The organism is Streptomyces shenzhenensis, assembly GCF_021462265.1.
GTDB classification, from domain to species: Bacteria; Actinomycetota; Actinomycetes; order Streptomycetales; family Streptomycetaceae; genus Streptomyces; species Streptomyces shenzhenensis.
In genome coordinates this window covers 333617-352532 of sequence record NZ_JAJONF010000001.1, presented here as the reverse complement: position 1 = coordinate 352532, position 18916 = coordinate 333617, and the positions used below count along the sequence as shown (strand labels likewise).

Genomic DNA, 18916 nt, shown 5'->3' with positions numbered 1-18916 from the left:
CTGCTCTGTCCACGACGGAGATCCTCTGCACATTCGTGCAGGACAGCACCGGTCGGGAGCCCACCGCCGGAGGGGACTGACTGCGTCCTCAGTAGTCCAATCCGCATCCCCGGCTCGGCAGGCCGGAAGGACAGCGAAGCGATCCCCGAACCGCTTTGCTCAAACCGGCGGCGTTCCTGGCTGAACAGCCGACCGGCCCGAAAACCCTACATTTAAAAGAAGGGAGAACGAATGAACAAGAATAATGACATCACGAGTCTGCTTGAACTACTTTCCGACCGTGACCTATCTATCCTTGAATCACTGCGGACACACCGCGCACTGACCACCGCACTCATCCGGCGGCTACATTTCCCGATCACGGGAGAGCCCAGAGAACCCGGCAACAGCAACGGGCATGCCACCGAGATGGCCGCCGCGGTGGCGACCATCCGCGTTCTGACGAGGCTGGAGTCGCGACGTCTCATTGCCCGGCTGAGCCGACGGATTGGGGGCGTGCGGGCTGGGAGCTCCGGGATTACCTGGCAGCTCGGGCCGAGCGGCGAGCGACTGCTGCGGGCTCGGCATGCCGACCCAGCACGACGGCGCTACAGCGAACCGTCACCGAGCTTCATAGCCCACACCTTGGCGTGCGCCGACCTGGCAATCCGGCTCCAGGAGTTGGCCCGTGCGGGGGTGATCGAGTTGCTCCGGCTGGAAGCCGAGCCGGAGGCTTGGCGCACCTTCCTGTCGGCGCACGGTGCGCGGGCCTGGCTCAAGCCGGACTTGTTCGCGGCCACCGCCGGCGGGGACTTTGAGCACCACTGGTTCATCGAGGCAGATTGTGCGACAGAGCACGCGCCGGTCATCGTGCGCAAGGCGCTCCAATACCAGCAGTACGCCGCGACGGGAGTCCACCAGCAGGAGCACGGGTTGTTCCCGGCCGTGGTCTGGGTCGTGCCCGACACCAAGCGGCAGAGCGCCATCCGGGCGGCGCTGGCCGCTGAGCCACGGCTCCGCGAGCCGGTGGCCGCTGGAATGTTCCAAGTGGTGACAACCGATCAATTCCCGGCACTCGTAACAAGCGCTGGCCTGGCCAACCCTTAAACGGGCTTGGCCAGCCAAAATGGCCCTCGGTAATTGGCCATAACCGAGTTAAAATGGGACTGCCAAATACCCGGAAACAAGGAGGAATTGAATGAAGCAAAAGCAAAAGGCTGCTCAACGGGTCACCGGTGACGACTACGTAGCGTACTTGCGTGTCTCTACCAAGGGACAGGTCAACACCGACTACAACCCTGAGGGGCTGTCACTCCCCGCCCAGCGCGAGAAGGTTGAGGAGCGAGGCCGCGAGCTTGGCTCCGCCAAGGCCGCCGAGTTCGTGGACCCCGGGCGCACCGCCCGGACCATCGACCAGCGCCCTGAGTTCCAAGCGATGATCGCCTACCTGCGCGAACACCCCAACGTGCGCTACGTCATCGTCTACATGTTGAGTCGGTTCGCCCGGAACCGGTTGGATGACGCGATCATGGTGGCGGCTCTGGAGCAACTCGGCGTCAAGCTGATCTCCGCCGTCGAGAAGAACATCGACGACACCCCGGCTGGACGGATGCTCCACGGCTTTCTCGCCGTAGTCAACGAGTACGTCTCCAACCAGAGCGCCGAGGACGTCAAGTACAAGATGGGGCAGAAGGCCAAGAACGGCGGCACGATCACCCGCGCTCCGGTCGGCTACCTCAACACAATCGAGCACATCGAGGACCGCCGGGTCCGGACCGTCATCATCGACCCAGTACGCGGCCCGCTCATCCGCACCGCCTTCGAGCTGTACGCCACCGGCGAGTACACCCTCGCCGACCTGGCCGATGAGCTCTACGAGCGGGGCCTGCGGATGGTGCGCAACGCCAAGTACCCGGAGCGCGGCATCTCGCCGAACCGCCTGGCCGTAGTCATCCGGGATGACTACTACACGGGGTGGATCACCTACGAGGGCGAGAAGTTTCGGGGACGCCACAAGCCGCTCATCTCGGAAGACGTCTTCGACCGGGTGCAGGACATCGCCAACAGCCGCACCCAAGCCCAGGAGCTACGGCGTGTCCACCACCACGAGCTGAAAGGCTCGCTGTTCTGCGGCTCCTGCCTGCGTCGTCACGGCGAACGCCGCCGCATGATCCTGAGCCAGGCCACCAACCGGCACGGCAACACATACCGGTACTTCTTCTGCACCGGCCGCTACAGCCACACCTGCGAGCTGCCCTACGTCCCGCTCGGGCGGGTCGAGGAAGCTGTCGAGGCCCACTACGCGACTGTCCGGTTCACGCCCGAGTTCACGAGCGCGATGCGTGCCGACCTGGCTGCCATGCTGGACGAGCAGCAGAGCACGACCAAGCTCCTCCATGCCCAGCTCACCAAACAGCTTCGTGAGCTCGACACCAAGGAGACCAACCTCATCGACCTGGCCGCCGACGGCACACTGCCACAGGGCAAGATCAAGACCAGGCTGCGGGAGATTACCCGGCAGCGGGACCGTCTCACCGCCCGGTTGCAGGACACCGACCAGGATCTCAGCGTCACAGCAGAGATCATCGAGACGTGCTTGCAGCTCCTCGAAGACCCGCAAGCGCTCTACCAGCGCTGCGACGACCAGCAGCGCCGCCAGCTGAACCAGGCTCTCTTCGAGTCCCTGTACATCCATGAGGGACCGGACGGCGAGCTGCGGGTTGGTCACCAGCTCAAGGAGCCGTTCGACACCCTGCACGTGGCCCAGAACAGTGGCCCCAAGCCCACAGACGGCCCAGCGGCCCCCGGTAGCCCCCATGCCGCCGTGCGTGCCCCCAAACGCACACAGCGCCCTCCCCAGGTGGGGGCGGGCGCTGCCAGGCACCAAACAGGGGCCGCCCTGGCGGACGGCCCCTGGAAGGTAACGGGTTCCAATGAACTTCTTATGGTGGGCGATACTGGGTTCGAACCAGTGACCTCTTCGGTGTGAACGAAGCGCTCTCCCACTGAGCTAATCGCCCGGGAACGCAGAGAACGATACAGGTACCGGCGGGTCTCGTTCAAACCACTCCAAGGTGCCTGAGCAGTCCGCGCCGTCCCGCCCGCATCATCAGCCGGTGATTGACACGGAAGAACGGCCGTCCGGGGACGGCGAGTCGGCGCAGCAGCGCCTTGTGCACGTCGACGGCCTGGTCGTAGCGGGCGAGGGTGCCGGTGCCGGTGGTGGTGATCGTCCAGCGGGACCAGCCCTCGATGTCACCGGTCATCGCGACCTCCAGGACCCCCGCGTCCGGGTCGTGTCGCGTCTCGCGCGCGGTGAACGTGAGGTCGTACGGCAGGGCCGAGCGGATGGTGAGGACGCCGGTGGTGTCGTTCAGCCGGCTCACCGAGCGCACCTGCGGCCACCAGCGCGGATAGTCCTCGACCCGCTCCAGCGCGGCGAAGACGGCGGTGCGGGGCACCGGCAGGGGCCACAGGCTTCGGAAACGGTAGTGGGTCCAGTCCATGGGCGGAGTCTTTCCGGGCGGGCGATCCGAGTACGCGTACTCATGGCTGCCCCAAGTGACCTGGACCACACTCGACGGCAGGAGCGCCGCCGCCCGTGTGGCGGCGCTCCCCCGCCTTCCTATGACGGCATCTTGTCGCCGAGCAGCGCCAGGTTCTCGATGGCCGCGAGCCCGTACAGCGCGGTGTCGTTGGAGGACACCCAGCTCGCCTCGCTGCCCGCCACCAGCGTGACCGGGCCGGAGAGCGGCTCGGTCCGCCACGGTGAGGACTCCGTGTAGCCGTCGGAGTTGTAGAACTTCGTCCACGCGCGCTGGGCGAGCGTCGCGTCGCCGGTCTGTACGGCGGCGTACGCGTCGAGGCGCGAGTGGCCCTGGAAGAGCAGCAGGGTGCCGAAGTTCGAGCCGTAGCGGGCCGCCTGCTCCGCCTTGGTGGCGTTGAAGTAGCGGCAGTAGTCGAGGTACGCCTCCTTGAACTTCGGCATGTCGATCAGGTGGATGAGTTCGGCGCAGAGTTCGTTGAGACCGAAGACCGCCGAGAGGTGGGAGACGGAGACCACCGCGGTGGTGGCGGTCGCGAACCTGCCGGTGTCGAGGTCGTAGAGGCCGCTGCCCTGGACGAAGCCGTTGGGCTGAGCCGCGATGCCCTCCATGGTCGACAGGACGCGGGCCTTGGCCTTCTCCCACTTGGGGCCCTTGCGCTCCCACTCGGTCAGCCAGGCCGACACCAGGCCGCTCCAGTCGGTGCCGAAGCCGATGGAGAGGGCATGCCGGTCGGGGGTGTAGGGATCGGTGCGGACCTTGCGGAGCGGGTCCAGGACGAGGAAGGTCTCGTCGGAGTCGACGTTGGCGGCCATGAGGTCGCCGACGCGTTCGTCGGCGGTGAGGAAGTAGTAGAAGCGCCGGTAGGTGGTGTTGGAGATGCGCTGCTGTTTGGCGCTGTCCGCGTAGTGCTGGACGCCGTGCCGGGTGCCGAGGCCGGCCCACTGGCCGAGATGGTAGACGTCGACCTCGCCGGTGTGCCGGGTGAGCGCCTCGGCGAACCGGAAGATGTCCGCGCGGCCGCTTCTCAGGTACGCGTACCAGAGCCACAGGTCGGGCGAGAGCTCCGAGTTGTCCCAGGCGTAGCCGCCGATGTCGTACCGCCACTGGTGGCGCACGGTGTCATAGGTGTGCATGAAGTCGCCGTAGTCCCAGAAGCCGTACCAACGGCGTTGCTCCACCTGGTCCTTGTAGTAGGTGAAGAGGAAGTCGAGGTGGTCCTCGATCTTCGCCTTGGCGGCGGTGGAGCGGTCGGGCTCGGAGTAGAGGCCGGGGCCGAAGACCTTGGCCTTGACGAGCTGTCCGGGCGGGGTGGTGAGCTGCGGCAGCATCCGTACGGCCGCGGCCTGTTCGGCCAGCGTCTGAGCCGAAGGGGTCGACTCGTTGGCCCAGAAGAGGAGTTCGGAGGTACGGGCGATGCCGTACGGCGTGCCGAACTCGGGCTCGTAGTCCTCGTAGGTGATGTTGAGGCCTTCGAGCTGCTCGGCGTAGGTGTCCTGGCCCATGCCGTCGTGGTAGAAGCGCAGGTCCATCGGCTGGGCCTCGGGGGACCAGAGCCAGAGGGTGACCTCGGCGGCGCCGGTGTGGGCGTCGCGGATGTCGAGCTGTGCCGGGAACTTCTCCCAGAAGTCGCGCAGGCCGAAGGAGAACCCGCCGCTCGCCCCGCCGACGTAACCGAACCCGGAGGCCCGCCTGCCGCCGCCGGCCGCGATCCAGCCGTACCCCTTCTTGGTCCGCTTGCGCAGGGTGAAGCCGTCGGCGGAGAGCTGGGCGAGGGTGTAGTCGCCCCAGTGCGGGACGTACTGGAGGCGGGTGGTGACACGCTGGTCCCAGGTGGCCGGGTCGGGGAGCTTCTGCCCCGCGTACTGGGCCGCCTGGACGGCCGCGCCCGGGTCGCGGCGCAGGCCCGTGATGCCCTGAACGGCCTCTCGCAGCAGGCCCGTTCCCTCGCCGCCGATCCGCACATGCCGGTCGTACGCCTCGTCGCGCATCGGGACGGTGAAGCGCACGCCCAGCCCGCGGACGAAGTCGCCGCTCGCCCTGCCCGGCTCCTGGGTGCCGTCGTAGGTGATGGTGTGGACCATCCGGAAGGAGTCGGCGCCCGCGTAGAAGTAGAGGCGGATCGAGAACGGCAGCCAACCGCGGCTGCCCTTGCGGTGCTTGCCGTCGACGCGGACGACGGCCCGGACGGGGCCCTCCTGCTCCACGGTGACGGAGTCGATCGCGCCGTCGAAGCGCTCGGTCCTGACCGTGCCCTGGTCCTCGTCCTCGATCTCGGGCTGGCGGATGAGGACCAGCCGCCCGTTCCTGGCGATCTCGGTGGAGCCCCGGGTGACGGACTTGACGATCGCCGAGCCGTTCTTGCCGATCCGCACGGTGATCACGCCCGTGGAGACGTCGATCGTGCCGCCGCTCTTGTCGACGGTGACCTGCTGAGCGGGGGCGGCCGGTTCGCCCGCCGCGAGGGTGAGCTTGCCGTTGCCGGAACTGACCGCGTGGGCGGTCCACTTGAGGGAGCCGTCGGGCCAGTAGGCGATCGGCCAGGACTGGACGGCCACGGCCTTGCCATCCGCGTCGGTCAGCGCGAAGGTCTGGTCCTCCTGGAACGCGCCCATCGGCCAGGGCACGCCGACGGTCGAGCCGGGCGCGGCGCCCAGGCCGCCGTCCTCCAGCCAGTCCAGGGTCACCGGGTCCGCGTCGGCGGCCTTGGGCCGGGGCGCCGCCTGCGCGTCCTTGGCGCCCAGCGCCCAGCTGAACTGGGCGGCGGCGCCGGCGACCGCGGCCGCCTTGAGGAGGGACCTGCGGGGGATGGGAGACATGGTCCGCCTTTCCTTTCCGTGCGAGTGCGGGGACGGTCATGGCCCCGGGATGGTCAGGGGCATGACAGAGAGGGGTGCGGCGCCGGGGCGCCGACCCTGGTGCCGGGCCGGTCAGCCGTGGCGGAGCCGGTGACGCTCCTCCACGGCGACGGCCGCCGCCGCGAGGGCGCCCAGCACGGGCACCGCCAGCGGCGCGATGAGCAGAGCGGAACAGACGACGAGGACCGCTCCCCCGACGAGCAGGAAGGATCCACCGGGGTCGAGGACGGTACGCCGGCCGGCCGCCGCGAGCAGGGTGCGCCAGCGGTCGCCGGGCGCCCAGACGGCCGCCGCCCGCAGTACCGCCACCGCGAGACCGATCACCGCGAACAGACCCACGGCCCCGACGAGCGGTCCCCCGGGCAGCCCGGCCCGCACGGCCTGGACGTCCACCCAGGCGGCGGCGACCGCGCCCCAGCCGGCGAGCCCGACGGCCCACCCGCCGGGCAGAGCGGCCCGGAAGTCGCTCACGAACTCCCGCCAGCCGCCGCCCACCTGACCGGTACGGCGGCGCAGATGCCGGGCGCCGGCGGCGAAGGCGGCCGGACAGGTGACGACTCCCAGGGAGGCGACGGCGATCCACACGCCGGTGAGCAGACACTCGGCGAAGACGCCGAACCTCTCCGAGAAGACGGAGGGTTTTGCGCGCACGTCGGCCACGACGTCATCAGCCCTTCAGTCCGGAGGTCGCCATTCCGTCGATCAGGTAGCGCTGGAAGGCGAGGAAGAACAGCAGCACGGGCAGCAGCGCCACCAGTGACATGGCGATCATCCCGCCGTAGTTGGCCGCCACGCCGTCGGAGTCGCGGAACATCATCAGGCCCAGCGAGACCGTGTACTTGCCGGGCTCGTTGAGGTAGATCAGCGGGCCCATGAAGTCGTTCCAGGCGTTGATGAAGGTGAAGATCGCGCTGGTGATCAGGGCCGGCCGGCACAGCGGCAGCACGATCGACCAGTAGATGCGGAAGTGCCCGCAGCCGTCGAGCCGGGCCGCCTCGTCGAGCTCCCGGGGCAGGTTCCGCATGAACTGCACCATCAGGAAGACGAAGAACGCCTCGGTGGCGAGGTACTTCCCGATCAGCAGCGGGGTGTAGGTGTTGATCCAGCCCAGCTTCTGGAACATCACGTACTGCGGGATCAGCAGCACGTGGTACGGCAGCAGCAGGGTGCCGATCATCAGGGAGAAGAGCAGGTTGCGGCCGGCGAACCGGATGCGGGCGAAGGCGTAGGCGGTGAGCGAGCAGGAGATCAGCACGCCGACGACGGCGCCGACGGCGTAGAAGAGGGAGTTCTGGAAGAACGTCCAGATGCTGATGTCCGCTATGCCGTCGGCGAGGCCCTTGAAGTTGGAAAGGATCGGGTGGGACGGGACCAGCTGGAGGCTGTTGATGATGTCCTTGCTGGGCTTGAACGAGGCACCGATCACCCAGACCACCGGATAGAGGATGACCGCGAGGATCAGCAGGGCGCCGAGATGCCAGCCGAGGGAGCCGGTCCGGCGGCGGCTCGGCAAGGGCTGCTCGGCCCTGGTCGCGAGCGTCGGTTCGGTGGTGGCCGCGCTCATCGGGCGCCCTCCTCGTAGTGCACCCACTTCTTCTGGGACCAGAAGAGGACGGCCGTCACCAGGGCCACGGCCAGCAGCAGCATCCAGGCCATCGCGGCGGCGAAGCCCATCTGGGCGTTCTTGAAGCCCTGCTCGTACAGGTAACAGGTGTAGACGAGGGTGGCGTCGGCCGGTCCGCAGGTGCCGTTGGAGACGACGTAGGCCGACCCGAAGATCTGGAAGGAGTGGATGGTCTCCAGCAGCACGTTGAAGAACAGCACCGGGGAGATCATCGGCAGGGTGATGTTCCAGAACCTGCGCAGCGGCCCGGCGCCGTCCATCTCGGCCGCCTCGTAGAGTTCCCTCGGTACCTGCTTCAGGCCCGCCAGGAAGATGACCATGGGCGCGCCGAACTGCCAGACGGTCAGCGCGACCAGGCAGTACAGCACCCAGTCGGCGTTGCCGACCCAGCCGCCGACGTGCCAGCCGAAGACGGACTGGGTACGGTCCACGATCGCGCCGTCGGAGAACAGCGACCGCCAGACGAAGCCGACCGAGACGCTGGCGCCGATGAGCGAGGGGGCGTAGAAGGCGGCCCGGTAGAAGGCCTGGCCGCGCCGGCTCTGAGCGAGGAGCATCGCCACCCCGAGGGCGAGCAGCAGCTTCAGCGGGGTGCCGATGACCACGTACTTCGCGGTCACCTCCACCGACTTCTGCCAGCGGGGGTCGTGGAACATCTTGGTGAAGTTGTCGAACCCGACCCACTTCGGGGTGTTGAAGAGGTTGTAGTCGGTGAACGCGAAGTAGAGCGAGGCGGCCATCGGGCCCGCGGTCAGCAGCAGGAAGCCCGCGATCCACGGGGACATGAAGAGGTAGCCGGCGAGGTTCTCGCGCCGGCGGCCCGGCCGCCGCCCCGTGGTGGCGGAGACGGCCGAGCGCGGCTTGCGGGCAGCGGGCGGGGAGTCCTTGACGAGCGTCACGGCGGGTCCCATCAGGCCTGGAAGGCGGCCTCGGACTCGGTGAAGAACTGCTTCACCGCGTCCGCGACCTTGGTCTTGCCCTGGCCGAGGTCGCCGCCGATGCGCAGGAAGGCGGCCTCGATGGTGTCGGCACCGGAGGGGTGCGGGGTGATCGTGCCCAGGACGCCGGCCTTGGCGGTGTCGTCCTCGTACTGCGCGATCTCCTTGTTCACCGCGTCCGTCGGCCGGTACGCCGAGTACTGCTCGGTGCTGGCGAGGATGCCCCGGTCGTAGCCCATGATCTTGCCGACCTCGGGGTCGTGGACCATGAAGTCGATGAACTGGGCGACTTCCTTGGGGTGGGCAGTGCGGGCGGAGGCGCTCAGCATCAGGGAGGCGAGGTACTGCCCGGTGTGCTTGCCGTCCATGGTCGGGATCGGGGCGAGGCCGTAGGTGCTGTCGCCCTCGGCGGAGTAGCGGACGGTGAAGTTGTCCCAGGTGAACTCGGAAGCGCCGTGGCCGGCGGAGAGGGAGGACTTGGGGAAGTCCTGGGCCACGACCTTCGGGTCGGTGACGATGCCGGCCTTGACCCGGTTGTAGCCGTCGGTCCACCACTCCGTCAGGTCGGCCTTGTCGAAGCCGAGTCCGTCGTCGGTGTAGAACGCCTTGCCGTTCTGGCGGAGGTAGAGGTCGTACAGGTACATGATGCTGAAGTAGCCGGTGTCCCCCGCGACCTTCGTCCTGTCGTGGATGGTCTTCAGGGCCTTGAAGTAGTCGTCCCAGGTCCAGCCCGCGTGCGGCTCGACGCCGGCTTTCTCGAAGACCTTCTTGTCGATGACCAGCGCCATGGTGTTGGAGCCGACGGGGACTCCGAGCTGCTTCCCGTCGACCTCGCCGACCTTCGTCACCCCGGCCCGGAAGTGATCCAGGCTCAGATTTCCCGCCTCGACCTGTGACTTGAGATCGAGGAGAATTCCTCGCTTGTCGTACTTCCGGAGAAAGGTGACGGCGTTTTGGAAAACGTCCGGGGGATTTCCGCCGGCGGCCTGCGTCTGGAACTTCTCCCAGAAGGACGCGTACGTCTGAAAGTCGGTCTTGACCTTGATCTTCGGGTACTTCTTCTCAAAGAGCGCGATGGTCTTGTTGATCTTCTGTGCGCGTTCCTCCGCACCCCACCAGGAGTAACGGATCGTCACCGTTCCGTCCCCGGCACCGCTGCCGCCGCACCCGGCCGTCGCGGCGAGCCCGACCGCGGCCGCCGAGGCGCCGGCCGCCTTCAGGATGGTGCGCCTCTCCACATTCCTGCCGGTTCCCACAGTCAGGCCCCTCCCCGCAGCGTCGCCGACGCCTGCATGAATCGTTTCAAGTAAGCGCTTGCTGGCACAAGTTACGGAGGGGCCGGTGAGGCGTCAATGATTCGGACAGGAATTTCTTGGGGGCGGGGTGGGCGGGGTCGGGCGCGGCCGGGAGGGTGCGGGGGCACTGGGTGGGTGACACCGCAGGTGAGCGGCGCACGGTCGGGGGGTCGAACGTGAAGTGGCTTGCGGGGGGCGGGTGTTACGGGTTGGCTTCGATGAATGGGTGGGGCGGCGAGGGGCGGACGAGGCGCTTCGGGTGGACACTCCGGCCGACGGAGGGGTGAGGAGGATGGCGGGCCGCCCGAGGTGCGGTCGCCGCGGCTCCGCCGGGGCGCGGAGCGTGGGGCTTGGGCGTAGAGCCATGGCGGCCGCGGGGTGCGAAGCGTGGGCGCGCAGGTGCGTGGCGGGGGGCTTGGGCGTAGAGCCATGGCGGCCGCGGGGTGCGGAGCGTAGCCGCGCAGGTGCGTGGCGTGGGACTCGCCGCGCACGCCTCCGACCACTGCGGCGGGACGCCGGTCGGCGAGCAGGGCCGGCTCCGGGGTACGGTCCCCGGTCCGGAAACGTCCGTGCCGGAGGAACCCGCAGGCAGCGGCCACCTGCCGACCGAAGGCGATCGCACGCCCGCAGACCCCTGGCCGCGCCCCTCGCGTTCAGGTTCCGGCGCCCCGCCAAGGAGCCGCGTCGCCGCCTCGCCGCCCCCTCGCCGCCCCCTCCGCGCCTCCACGCGACAGCCGCGCCGCACGATGCAACCTTGGCCGCCGTAGCTCCACCCAAGGGCCGGGAACGACCACGGCCCACCTGCTCTCTCGCAGGTGGGCCGTGGTTCCGGGTGGGCGATACTGGGTTCGAACCAGTGACCTCTTCGGTGTGAACGAAGCGCTCTCCCACTGAGCTAATCGCCCGGGCACAGGAAGAAGATTACCCCATGTCAGGGGGTGCCCCCGACCAGTCGCCGGGGGCCTGTGGCCGGCGGCCGGATCACTCCTCGATCCTCCAGGGCATCACGATCCCGAATCTGGAGACGTAGATCCCGACCCCGGCACCCACGACCACCAGGCCGATCGTCGTGAGCGCGATGTTACGGCGGCGCACCTTGGGGTCGAGCGCCTTCTGAGCCGCCTCCGTGACCTTGCGCTTCGTCCAGCGCAGCACCAGCTGGGCCCAGACGAACTCGGTCGCCCAGACCGCCATGCCGGCGAAGATGATCACCCAGCCCGGTCCGGGCAACGGCAGCAGGACGATGCCCACGCCCACGATCGCCAGACCCACCGCGAAGACCCCGGCCTGCCAGCTCAGGTGCAGCACCCGGCGCGCCTTGATGAACTCGGGCGCCCGCGATCCGAGCCCCCGCTCGTCACGTGCCCGGTCCGTCGTCGTCCCGTCCACCTCGCTCCCGTCCGAGGCCACAGCGACCTCGCCCGGTTCGTTACTCCCCGTATTCATACGAACAAACCCTACCTGAGTGATTCCGGTCACTGGAATGGTCGTAGATCGCGTCCAGCTTCTCGGCCAGAAGAGTTACGTAAACACACGCAAAACACTCAGAGGGGTTTACAACGGCACCGTAGGTGGCATGTCGATTTCGCCGACGTGCGAATCCCCGAGCGCACACTGAGCGAAAGGCCCTGGCGCTTATGAACACCACGGTCAGCTGCGAGCTGCACCTGCGCCTCGTTGTGTCGAGCGAGTCCTCCCTGCCTGTCCCCGCAGGCCTGCGGTACGACACGGCCGACCCCTACGCCGTGCACGCCACCTTCCACACCGGAGCCGAGGAGACCGTCGAGTGGGTGTTCGCCCGCGACCTACTCGCCGAGGGACTGCACCGCCCCACGGGCACCGGCGACGTCCGCGTCTGGCCGTCCCGCAGCCACGGTCAGGGCGTCGTGTGCATCGCCCTGAGCTCTCCGGAAGGGGAAGCCCTGCTCGAAGCCCCCGCGCGAGCCCTGGAATCCTTCCTGAAGCGAACAGACGCCGCCGTGCCGCCCGGCACGGAACACCGGCACTTCGATCTCGATCAGGAGCTCTCCCACATTCTGGCGGAGAGCTAGGGCGCGGCCCCTGAAAGCCGCCCGGCGCCGTCCACTCGGGGAGACGGCTCGGGCCAAGACAACCGCATAACGGCAGCACCGGCGCCGCCACCGTGTTCGGTCACGGGGCGGCTCCGGTGTGTCCGCACGCCCGGGGAACCGCCGCCGGGCGGCGAGCGTTCTACCGGACAGTCCCGAGAGGGACAGGGGACGGTACGGGGCCGCCGTATGTCGCTACCATCGGCCACCATCGGCGGGCGCCCGCCCGACCCTCAGGCCAGGGAGCGAAACGTGCTGATCACCCACGACACCCGGTGTTCTCTCGACGCCGTGGTGGATCTGGTGAACACCGCACCGGAGGACGACACGGCGGCGGACGGACTGGCCGATGTCGCGGCTCTCCAGGATTTCGTACGAAACCACGACATCAGCGATGTGGGTGTGCTGTCGGAGTTCGATCTTTCGGCAGTGCGCAAGGTCCGCGGACGGTTCGCGGGGATCTTCGCCGCTCCGGATGCCCGGACCGCGGCCGGGATGATCAACGAGCTGGTCGCCGCGGCGGGCACCACCCCCCGCCTCACGGATCACGACGGCTATGACTGGCATGTGCACTACTTCGCGCCCGGCGCCTCGGTGGCCGACCATCTCGCCGCCGACTGCGGGATGGCGCTCGCGTTCTTCGTCGTCGCCGGGGAGCAGGAGCGACTGCGGCGCTGCGAGGCCCCGGACTGCCGGCGCGCCTTCGTCGACCTCTCCCGTAACCGTTCACGTCGGTACTGCGACAGCAGGACCTGCGGAAACCGTCTGCATGTCGCCGCGTACCGGGCGCGCCGCAAGGAGGCTGCGGGCTGACCCCGGGAGTACCGGGCGTCGATGCCGACGCCGGTCCCGGCGGGTGACGCCGGGACTGGCGGGTACGGCTCACAGCCACAGCAGGTCGTGCAGCGCAGCCATGAGGAGCAGACACCCGATCACCGCTAGGAAGATCATCAGCGGTGGCTGGGAAAGGGCGAAGAGGCACCCGCGGGGCTCGTCCTTCGACGGCGCGGCCTCGCTCTGTTTCGTGTCCAGCATCTCGCGGCGATGATGTCCCAGCAGGCACCCGCCACGCGATCAACACGCCCGGAATGGGCTGGAGTTCGTTGAATTCCGCGATGTCCGTTTCGCTTCCGCTCACCCTCTGAACACTTCGGCGCACACCACGGACGCACTGTGTCGTTTCAATGCCTCATGTGATTGTCATATGCATGCGGTCGCGACCCGGCTGAGCAGCGCCGCACCCACCGCCGGCGAGTGTCATATCCCGTGCTTCTTGAGGATGGCCTCGATGTCACCGAAGTCGTCGTCCGAGCCGGTGCTCCTGGGGGCCGCCGCGGGCCCGGCCGCCGGGCGGGTGGCGGGGCTCAGGGACGGTGCCGAGGCGGTGGGGGCGACGGCGTCGCGCTGTGCGCCCCGGGCAGCCGCCTTGCGCTCGGCCCGGGTGCCACGGGTGCCGCCGCGCCGGCGCTCCACGGCGCGGGTGGCCGAGAAGAGGGCCCAGGCCGCGCCGAGCACGCCGAAGCCCGCCCAGGCGGTGGGGCTGAGGGCGGTGTCGGCGAGCCAGCCGACCACGCCCGTCATGACCAGGCCGATGGGGACCAGGGAGTAGGCGGCGAGCCGGGCCGCCGCCAGGTACCGCTTGCGATAGGCGGTGACCACGGCGATGCCCAGGCCCGCCACGGACACGGCGGAGCAGACTGTCTCGGCGATCATCCGGTCCTCCTGCGGGCTGCGTCGGGCGGGCGGGGCGGGGGCGGCGTGCGCGCGCTGCTCCGCCTCTTCCATCCTGCACCGCCCAGCCCGCGCGATCCATGCCCAGGTCCGACAATCAGGGGCATCTCGGGGTCCTCTCCGGGTCACCTCCACCCCAGGTACGAGCTACGACCACAGCCACCGCGACTCCGGCCGGTGCCTGCCGGCGGCCACCACACCTCCCCGGCAGCCGGGCACCAGCCGTGTCCGGTGCCGGCCGGCGGCCGTCGGCTCGATTGGGTCCATGGAGCACGGGCTGGAAGACTGGGCGGCATGAACGACTCCTCCGTGCACACCGGCGCCCTGGTTCTCGACGTCTGGTGTGAACTGCAGTGTCCCGACTGCCGCAGGGCGCTGGACGATCTCCGTGCCCTGCGTGCCCGGTACGGCGACCGGCTGGAGCTGCGGCTGCGGCACTTCCCGCTGGAGAAGCACAAGCACGCGTTCGCCGCCGCGCAGGCCGCCGAGGAGGCTCTGGAGCAGGGGAAGGGCTGGGAGTACGTCGAAGCGGTCCTCGGCCGGGTCGAGGAGCTGGACCGCGGGGGCGAGCCGTTCCTGGTCGAGGTGGCCGGTGAACTGGGCCTGGACGCCGAAGAGTTCGACACCGCGCTGATCGACGGCCGGCACATCCTGATCGTGGACGCCGACCAGGCCGAGGGCAAGGCCATCGGCGTGACCGGCACCCCGACCTATGTCATCGGCGGCGAGCGCCTCGACGGCGGCAAGAGCCAGGAGGGGCTGCGGGAGCGCGTGGAGCAGATCGCGGACCGGCTGCTGGCCGGGCGGGGGTGACCGCCCCGGTCCCTGGCCCCCGCCCCTCAGATCAGGTCTTTGTAGAAGGAGTAGGAGCGGACGACGTACCCCAGCGACTCGTAGAGCCGCTCGGCCGGGGTGTTGCCGGCGAACACGTTGAGGCACAGGACGTGCTCTCCGGCGGCGATCGTCTGTGCCTCCGCCAGCAGCATGAGGGTGCGGCCGTGCCCCTGTCCGCGGTGGGCCGCGTCGGTTTCGACCCGGTACACCCACACGCCGTCCGCCCGGACGCCCAGCCACAGGATGCCGACGCGCTTCCCTTCGTGTTCGAGGACGCTGAGCCGCACACCCTCCGTGGCGAGGCCCTGCGGCAACAGCCGCGCGTGGTCGCGCCGTGACTTCTCCCGTGCCTCGGCCTCGGGCACGCCCCGCTCGTTCCACGTGCGCGCGTACTCCTCGGAGGCGTGCGCGAGCCACCCCTCGTACTCGGCCTCGGTCAGGTCACGGGCCCGACTGCCCTTCGGCAGCACAGGCGGGGTGTCGCCGAGCGGCTTCTGCATACCGCGGTTGCGCAAGACGTACCCGAGTGCCTCCACGAGGTGCAGGGCGGGTTCGACGGCGGCAGGCACTTCCACCTCGATCTGCCGGCAGCCCCAGCCACGCGCCACCTCCTCCGCGGCGAGCGCGGCCACCGTGGCTCGCCCTCTGCGGCGGTCGGGCTCCTCGATCCGCAGGTCGATGATGCGGGCACCCAGACGGCCGAAGGCCTGTGAGGTGCCGAGGTGGAGGGTGCCGACGGGTCTGCTGTTCACGCACACCTGGAAGCGGCGGGACAGTGCTCCGTCGGCGCCGTGCTGGAGCGGCTCGGTCGGCCGCAGGGTCGTGGTCATCAGGGGTGTTCTACCCGCCCGGGGCCTCGGGCGTCAGCCCAATAAAGCCCGGACGTCAGCCCGATAAGGCCCGATAAGGCCAGGTCAGCCCGATAAGGCCCGGACGTCAGGGGGAACAGAGCCGGACGTCAGCCCGACGATGCCGGACGACAACCCGACCAAGGATCCGGCCCGACCAAGGACTCGGCCAAGGCCCGCCCGAATCGGCCGGCCGGGCAGGGCTCTCAGGGGTCCAGGTCCTCGCCCGACCGCTCGTCGAAGATGCGCATGGCCTTGGCGGTCACCGGGCCGGGAGCGCCGGGGAGTTCACGGTCGTCGACACGGTGCACGGCCTGGATGTCGCGCAGGGTGGAGGTGAGGAAGATCTCGTCGGCCCGTTCCAGGACGTCCAGGGGCAGATCGGACTCCCGGGCGCCGGTCCACTCGACGGTCAGGGCGCGGGTGATGCCGGCCAGGCAGCCGGAGGCGACCGGCGGGGTGTGGATCTCGCCGTCGAGGACGACGAAGACGTTGGAGCCGGTGCCCTCGCAGAGCTGCCCGACGGTGTTGGCGAACAGGGCCTCCGACGCGCCGTGTTGGTGGGCGCGCGCCAGGGCGACGACGTTCTCGGCGTACGAGGTGGTCTTCAGGCCGGTGAGCGCGCCGCGCTCGTTGCGGGTCCAGGGGACCGTGATCACGGCCGTGGAGTCGGCGCGGCGGCCGGTCTCGCCCAGGGCGACCACGAGGGTCGGGCCGCGGTCTCCGCGGTCGGAGCCGAGGGGGCCGTGGCCGCCGGTGTAGGTGATGCGCAGCCGGCCCAGCGGCATCGGGTTGGCCGCGAGGACCGCCTCGCAGGCCCGGCGGACCTCGTCGTGGTCGGGGTCGGGCAGGCCGAGGCCCCGGGCGGAACGGGTCAGCCGGTCGAGGTGCCGGGTGAGCGCGAAGGGCCGGCCCCCGGTCGCCTTCACCGTCTCGAAAATGCCGTCCCCCACGGTCAGCCCGTGGTCGAAGACGGAGACACGCGCGGACTCCACGTCCCGCAGTCCGCCGTCCAGCCAGATCTTCAACTCAGACCCCTCCGTTCACGTCGTACCTGCCCGACGCTACCGCGAGCAGCCGGGCGGCCTTCAGCTCGGTCTCCCGCCATTCGCCCTCGGGGTCGGAACCCCAGGTGATCCCGGCCCCGGTACCGAACCGGAGCGCGCCCGCGTCCCGGTCGATCCAGAAGGTGCGGATGCCCACGGCCAGCTCGCCGGTCCCCCGGTCCGCGTCCACCCAGCCGATGCCGCCGCAGTACGGGCCGCGCGGCGTGGTCTCCAGGGCCTCGATGATCCGCAGGGCGCTGGACTTCGGCGCACCGGTGACGGAACCGGGCGGGAAGGCCGCGGCGAGCAGTTCGGGCCAGCCGGCGTCCGCGTCCAGCTCGCCCCGGACCGTGGAGACGAGATGGACCAGCCCCGGGTGTTTCTCCACGGCGCACAGGTCGGGGACGGTCACGGTGCCGGTGGCGCAGACCCGCCCGACGTCGTTGCGGACCAGGTCCACGATCATCACGTTCTCGGCGTAGTCCTTCTCCAGGAGGTCCGCCTCGGTGCGGCCGGTGCCCTTGATGGGCCCGCTCTCGACGGTCCGCCCCCTCCGGCGCAGGAACAGTTCGGGCGAGGCGGTGGCTATCTCCACCTTGTGCTCCGGCAGGCGAATCGTTCCGGCATACGGCGCCGGGTTGCCGCGGGCCAGCAGGGCGGTCAGGGCGTCCACGTCGGCGTCCGGGGCGACCGGCGCGGACAGCACGCGGCAGAGGTTGGCCTGGTAGACCTCGCCGGCCGCGATGTGCGTGCGGATCCGCCGCACCGCGGACGTGTACGCGGCGCGGTCGAGGGACGACCTCCAGTCAGCGGCCGCCGGCCCGCGCCACTGCCCCGGCACCGGCGCGGGCACCGGCTCCTCCCGTACGTCACCGAAGCGGGCGCAGGTCAGGTGGCCCTCGAAATCCGCGCAGACGGCCCAGAAACCGGAGGAGTCGAGGGCCGCGGGATCGCTGGTGACGTCGAGCAGGCCGGTGGCGACGCGGCCGCCGAACCGGGCGAGAGGAGGGTGATGGAGCACGTCGTCGAGTCTATGGCGGGTGTCCTGGGGGTGACCCGGGCATGTCGTCAAGGGTGCCCTGACCACGTCATCCGCCGGGCCAGGCGCAGCACGCTGCGCAAACGCGTTTTTGTGCTGGCCCGGGAATCCGCTAGAGTTCAACACGTCGCCGGGCCGCGAGAGCGGTCCGAAACGACAGGCGGACGTAGCTCAGTTGGTAGAGCGCAACCTTGCCAAGGTTGAGGTCGCGAGTTCGAGCCTCGTCGTCCGCTCGAAGGAACCTAGGGGTCGTCCAGATCCCCTACACTCCTGGTGGAGTGGCCGAGAGGCGAGGCAACGGCCTGCAAAGCCGTCTACACGGGTTCAAATCCCGTCTCCACCTCCAAGGACGATTAGCTCAGCGGGAGAGCGCTTCCCTGACACGGAAGAGGTCACTGGTTCAATCCCAGTATCGTCCACTGGATCTTGGTCGGCAGACCGGAGATCTACCCCGCGCGATTAGCTCAGCGGGAGAGCGCTTCCCTGACACGGAAGAGGTCACTGGTTCAATCCCAGTATCGCGCACGCAGTGCCCGTGATCCCCGGATCGCGGCCCCGAGGACGATTAGCTCAGCGGGAGAGCGCTTCCCTGACACGGAAGAGGTCACTGGTTCAATCCCAGTATCGTCCACACAGCAAAGAGCCCCGGCCGTTCCACACGGCCGGGGCTTCTTCGTGCGGTCAGCTGGAGAAGAGCATGTGCGCCCAGCTCTTGTGGCCGTGACCGTGGCCGCCATAATGTCCGCCGTGGCCTCCGCCGTGGTGACCGCCACCGTGCGGGGCGCCCCAGGCAGGCGCGGGCGGGGCCGGGTACGCCTGCGGAGCCGGCGGGGCGGGCTTGGACCACTGCGCCTCCAGCTGGGTCAGCGCCTCCAGCTCGCCGTAGTCGAGGAAGATGCCCCGGCAGCCGCTGCACTGCTCGATCTGGACGCCGTTGCGGTTGTAGGTGTGCATCGGCGCATGACACTTCGGACACTGCATGGTCGGCTCAACTCCTCGCCGGTAAAAACTGCTTCGCGTTTCCCCCAGGACAGACTCCGTCCGTTCCCGGTCGGTTGCACCTTACTTCGGGAAATCGTGGATCAACCGCCCAGGGACCGAGGTCGTTCG

Annotated in this window: 18 protein-coding genes, 7 tRNA genes and 1 pseudogene; 10 read left to right on the top strand and 16 right to left on the bottom strand. The window is 69.2% G+C overall.

Annotated features, from left to right (window positions below; translation table 11 throughout):
* The first annotated feature begins 231 nt into the window (after positions 1-231).
* Together LQ326_RS01700 and LQ326_RS48550 are read left to right on the top strand one after the other, a co-directional pair.
* The gene (locus tag LQ326_RS01700; RefSeq protein ID WP_234531656.1) at positions 232-1086 is read left to right on the top strand and encodes a replication-relaxation family protein; all 855 of its coding nucleotides are present in this window, start codon (positions 232-234) and stop codon (positions 1084-1086) included.
* Positions 1087-1177: 91 nt separating this feature from the next.
* A pseudogene (locus LQ326_RS48550) lies at positions 1178-1984 on the top strand (recombinase family protein); the annotation flags it as partial.
* Between the two features lie 81 nt (positions 1985-2065).
* Here LQ326_RS48550 and LQ326_RS01690 read toward each other — a convergent pair.
* The 10 genes from LQ326_RS01690 to LQ326_RS01645 form a co-directional block, all read right to left on the bottom strand.
* Entirely contained in the window at positions 2066-2737 is a 672-nt protein-coding gene (locus LQ326_RS01690) for a hypothetical protein (RefSeq protein ID WP_234531654.1), read from the bottom strand.
* Between the two features lie 187 nt (positions 2738-2924).
* Positions 2925-2999 (bottom strand) — tRNA-Val (locus LQ326_RS01685).
* Positions 3000-3038: 39 nt separating this feature from the next.
* A complete protein-coding gene (locus LQ326_RS01680; protein ID WP_234531653.1) occupies positions 3039-3485 on the bottom strand; it encodes an SRPBCC family protein in 447 nt (148 codons plus the stop codon).
* Between the two features lie 119 nt (positions 3486-3604).
* On the bottom strand, positions 3605-6343 hold the full coding sequence (locus LQ326_RS01675; RefSeq protein WP_234531647.1) for an exo-rhamnogalacturonan lyase family protein: 2739 nt from the start codon (positions 6341-6343) through the stop codon (positions 3605-3607).
* Between the two features lie 111 nt (positions 6344-6454).
* The gene (locus LQ326_RS01670) at positions 6455-7033 is read right to left on the bottom strand and encodes a hypothetical protein (RefSeq protein ID WP_234531646.1); all 579 of its coding nucleotides are present in this window, start codon (positions 7031-7033) and stop codon (positions 6455-6457) included.
* Between the two features lie 16 nt (positions 7034-7049).
* Complete coding sequence (locus tag LQ326_RS01665; RefSeq protein ID WP_234531645.1) at positions 7050-7946, bottom strand: carbohydrate ABC transporter permease; 897 nt, start codon at positions 7944-7946, stop codon at positions 7050-7052.
* The gene (locus LQ326_RS01660; protein ID WP_234531641.1) at positions 7943-8905 is read right to left on the bottom strand and encodes a carbohydrate ABC transporter permease; all 963 of its coding nucleotides are present in this window, start codon (positions 8903-8905) and stop codon (positions 7943-7945) included. Before LQ326_RS01660 ends, LQ326_RS01665 begins: the two co-directional genes overlap by 4 nt.
* An 11-nt stretch (positions 8906-8916) precedes the next feature.
* A complete protein-coding gene (locus LQ326_RS01655; protein WP_234531639.1) occupies positions 8917-10200 on the bottom strand; it encodes an ABC transporter substrate-binding protein in 1284 nt (427 codons plus the stop codon).
* Between the two features lie 872 nt (positions 10201-11072).
* A tRNA-Val gene (locus LQ326_RS01650) sits at positions 11073-11144 on the bottom strand.
* Between the two features lie 76 nt (positions 11145-11220).
* On the bottom strand, positions 11221-11685 hold the full coding sequence (locus LQ326_RS01645) for a TIGR02611 family protein (protein ID WP_234531637.1): 465 nt from the start codon (positions 11683-11685) through the stop codon (positions 11221-11223).
* 191 nt (positions 11686-11876) lie between these two features.
* On the opposite strand from LQ326_RS01645, the gene LQ326_RS01640 reads away from it, so the two are divergent.
* Entirely contained in the window at positions 11877-12290 is a 414-nt protein-coding gene (locus LQ326_RS01640; RefSeq protein ID WP_004002642.1) for an SsgA family sporulation/cell division regulator, read from the top strand.
* A 270-nt stretch (positions 12291-12560) separates the two neighbouring features.
* Positions 12561-13121 (top strand): CGNR zinc finger domain-containing protein, encoded by a 561-nt coding sequence (locus LQ326_RS01635; protein WP_181806804.1) that lies wholly within the window; start codon positions 12561-12563, stop codon positions 13119-13121.
* A 69-nt stretch (positions 13122-13190) separates the two neighbouring features.
* Here the strand turns inward: LQ326_RS01635 and LQ326_RS01630 are convergent, their stop codons facing one another.
* Together LQ326_RS01630 and LQ326_RS01625 are read right to left on the bottom strand one after the other, a co-directional pair.
* Positions 13191-13343: a hypothetical protein gene (locus LQ326_RS01630; protein ID WP_234531635.1), complete on the bottom strand. Its 153-nt coding sequence runs from the start codon at positions 13341-13343 to the stop codon at positions 13191-13193.
* Between the two features lie 222 nt (positions 13344-13565).
* Complete coding sequence (locus tag LQ326_RS01625) at positions 13566-14021, bottom strand: hypothetical protein (RefSeq protein WP_234531633.1); 456 nt, start codon at positions 14019-14021, stop codon at positions 13566-13568.
* 312 nt (positions 14022-14333) lie between these two features.
* Here LQ326_RS01625 and LQ326_RS01620 point away from each other — a divergent pair, with 312 nt between their 5' ends.
* Positions 14334-14852 carry a DsbA family protein gene (locus tag LQ326_RS01620; RefSeq protein WP_234531632.1) on the top strand — a complete coding sequence of 173 codons (519 nt, stop codon included), beginning with the start codon at positions 14334-14336 and terminating at the stop codon, positions 14850-14852.
* A gap of 26 nt (positions 14853-14878) precedes the next feature.
* Here the strand turns inward: LQ326_RS01620 and LQ326_RS01615 are convergent, their stop codons facing one another.
* The 3 genes from LQ326_RS01615 to LQ326_RS01605 form a co-directional block, all read right to left on the bottom strand.
* On the bottom strand, positions 14879-15703 hold the full coding sequence (locus tag LQ326_RS01615) for a GNAT family N-acetyltransferase (RefSeq protein ID WP_234531631.1): 825 nt from the start codon (positions 15701-15703) through the stop codon (positions 14879-14881).
* 224 nt (positions 15704-15927) lie between these two features.
* Complete coding sequence (locus LQ326_RS01610) at positions 15928-16749, bottom strand: aminotransferase class IV (RefSeq protein ID WP_234531630.1); 822 nt, start codon at positions 16747-16749, stop codon at positions 15928-15930.
* A gap of 1 nt (position 16750) precedes the next feature.
* Entirely contained in the window at positions 16751-17788 is a 1038-nt protein-coding gene (locus tag LQ326_RS01605; protein ID WP_234531629.1) for a chorismate-binding protein, read from the bottom strand.
* Between the two features lie 178 nt (positions 17789-17966).
* Here LQ326_RS01605 and LQ326_RS01600 point away from each other — a divergent pair.
* The 5 genes from LQ326_RS01600 to LQ326_RS01580 all read left to right on the top strand — a co-directional run bounded on the left by LQ326_RS01600 (position 17967) and on the right by LQ326_RS01580 (position 18437).
* Positions 17967-18039: transfer RNA gene (locus LQ326_RS01600), tRNA-Gly, on the top strand.
* A 39-nt stretch (positions 18040-18078) separates the two neighbouring features.
* Positions 18079-18152, top strand: a tRNA-Cys gene (locus LQ326_RS01595).
* A gap of 1 nt (position 18153) precedes the next feature.
* Positions 18154-18225 (top strand) — tRNA-Val (locus tag LQ326_RS01590).
* Positions 18226-18259: 34 nt separating this feature from the next.
* Positions 18260-18331, top strand: a tRNA-Val gene (locus LQ326_RS01585).
* Positions 18332-18365: 34 nt separating this feature from the next.
* A tRNA-Val gene (locus LQ326_RS01580) sits at positions 18366-18437 on the top strand.
* Between the two features lie 50 nt (positions 18438-18487).
* On the opposite strand, the gene LQ326_RS01575 is transcribed toward LQ326_RS01580, so the two are convergent.
* Complete coding sequence (locus LQ326_RS01575) at positions 18488-18787, bottom strand: TFIIB-type zinc ribbon-containing protein (RefSeq protein WP_234531628.1); 300 nt, start codon at positions 18785-18787, stop codon at positions 18488-18490.
* Positions 18788-18916 lie beyond the last annotated feature (129 nt).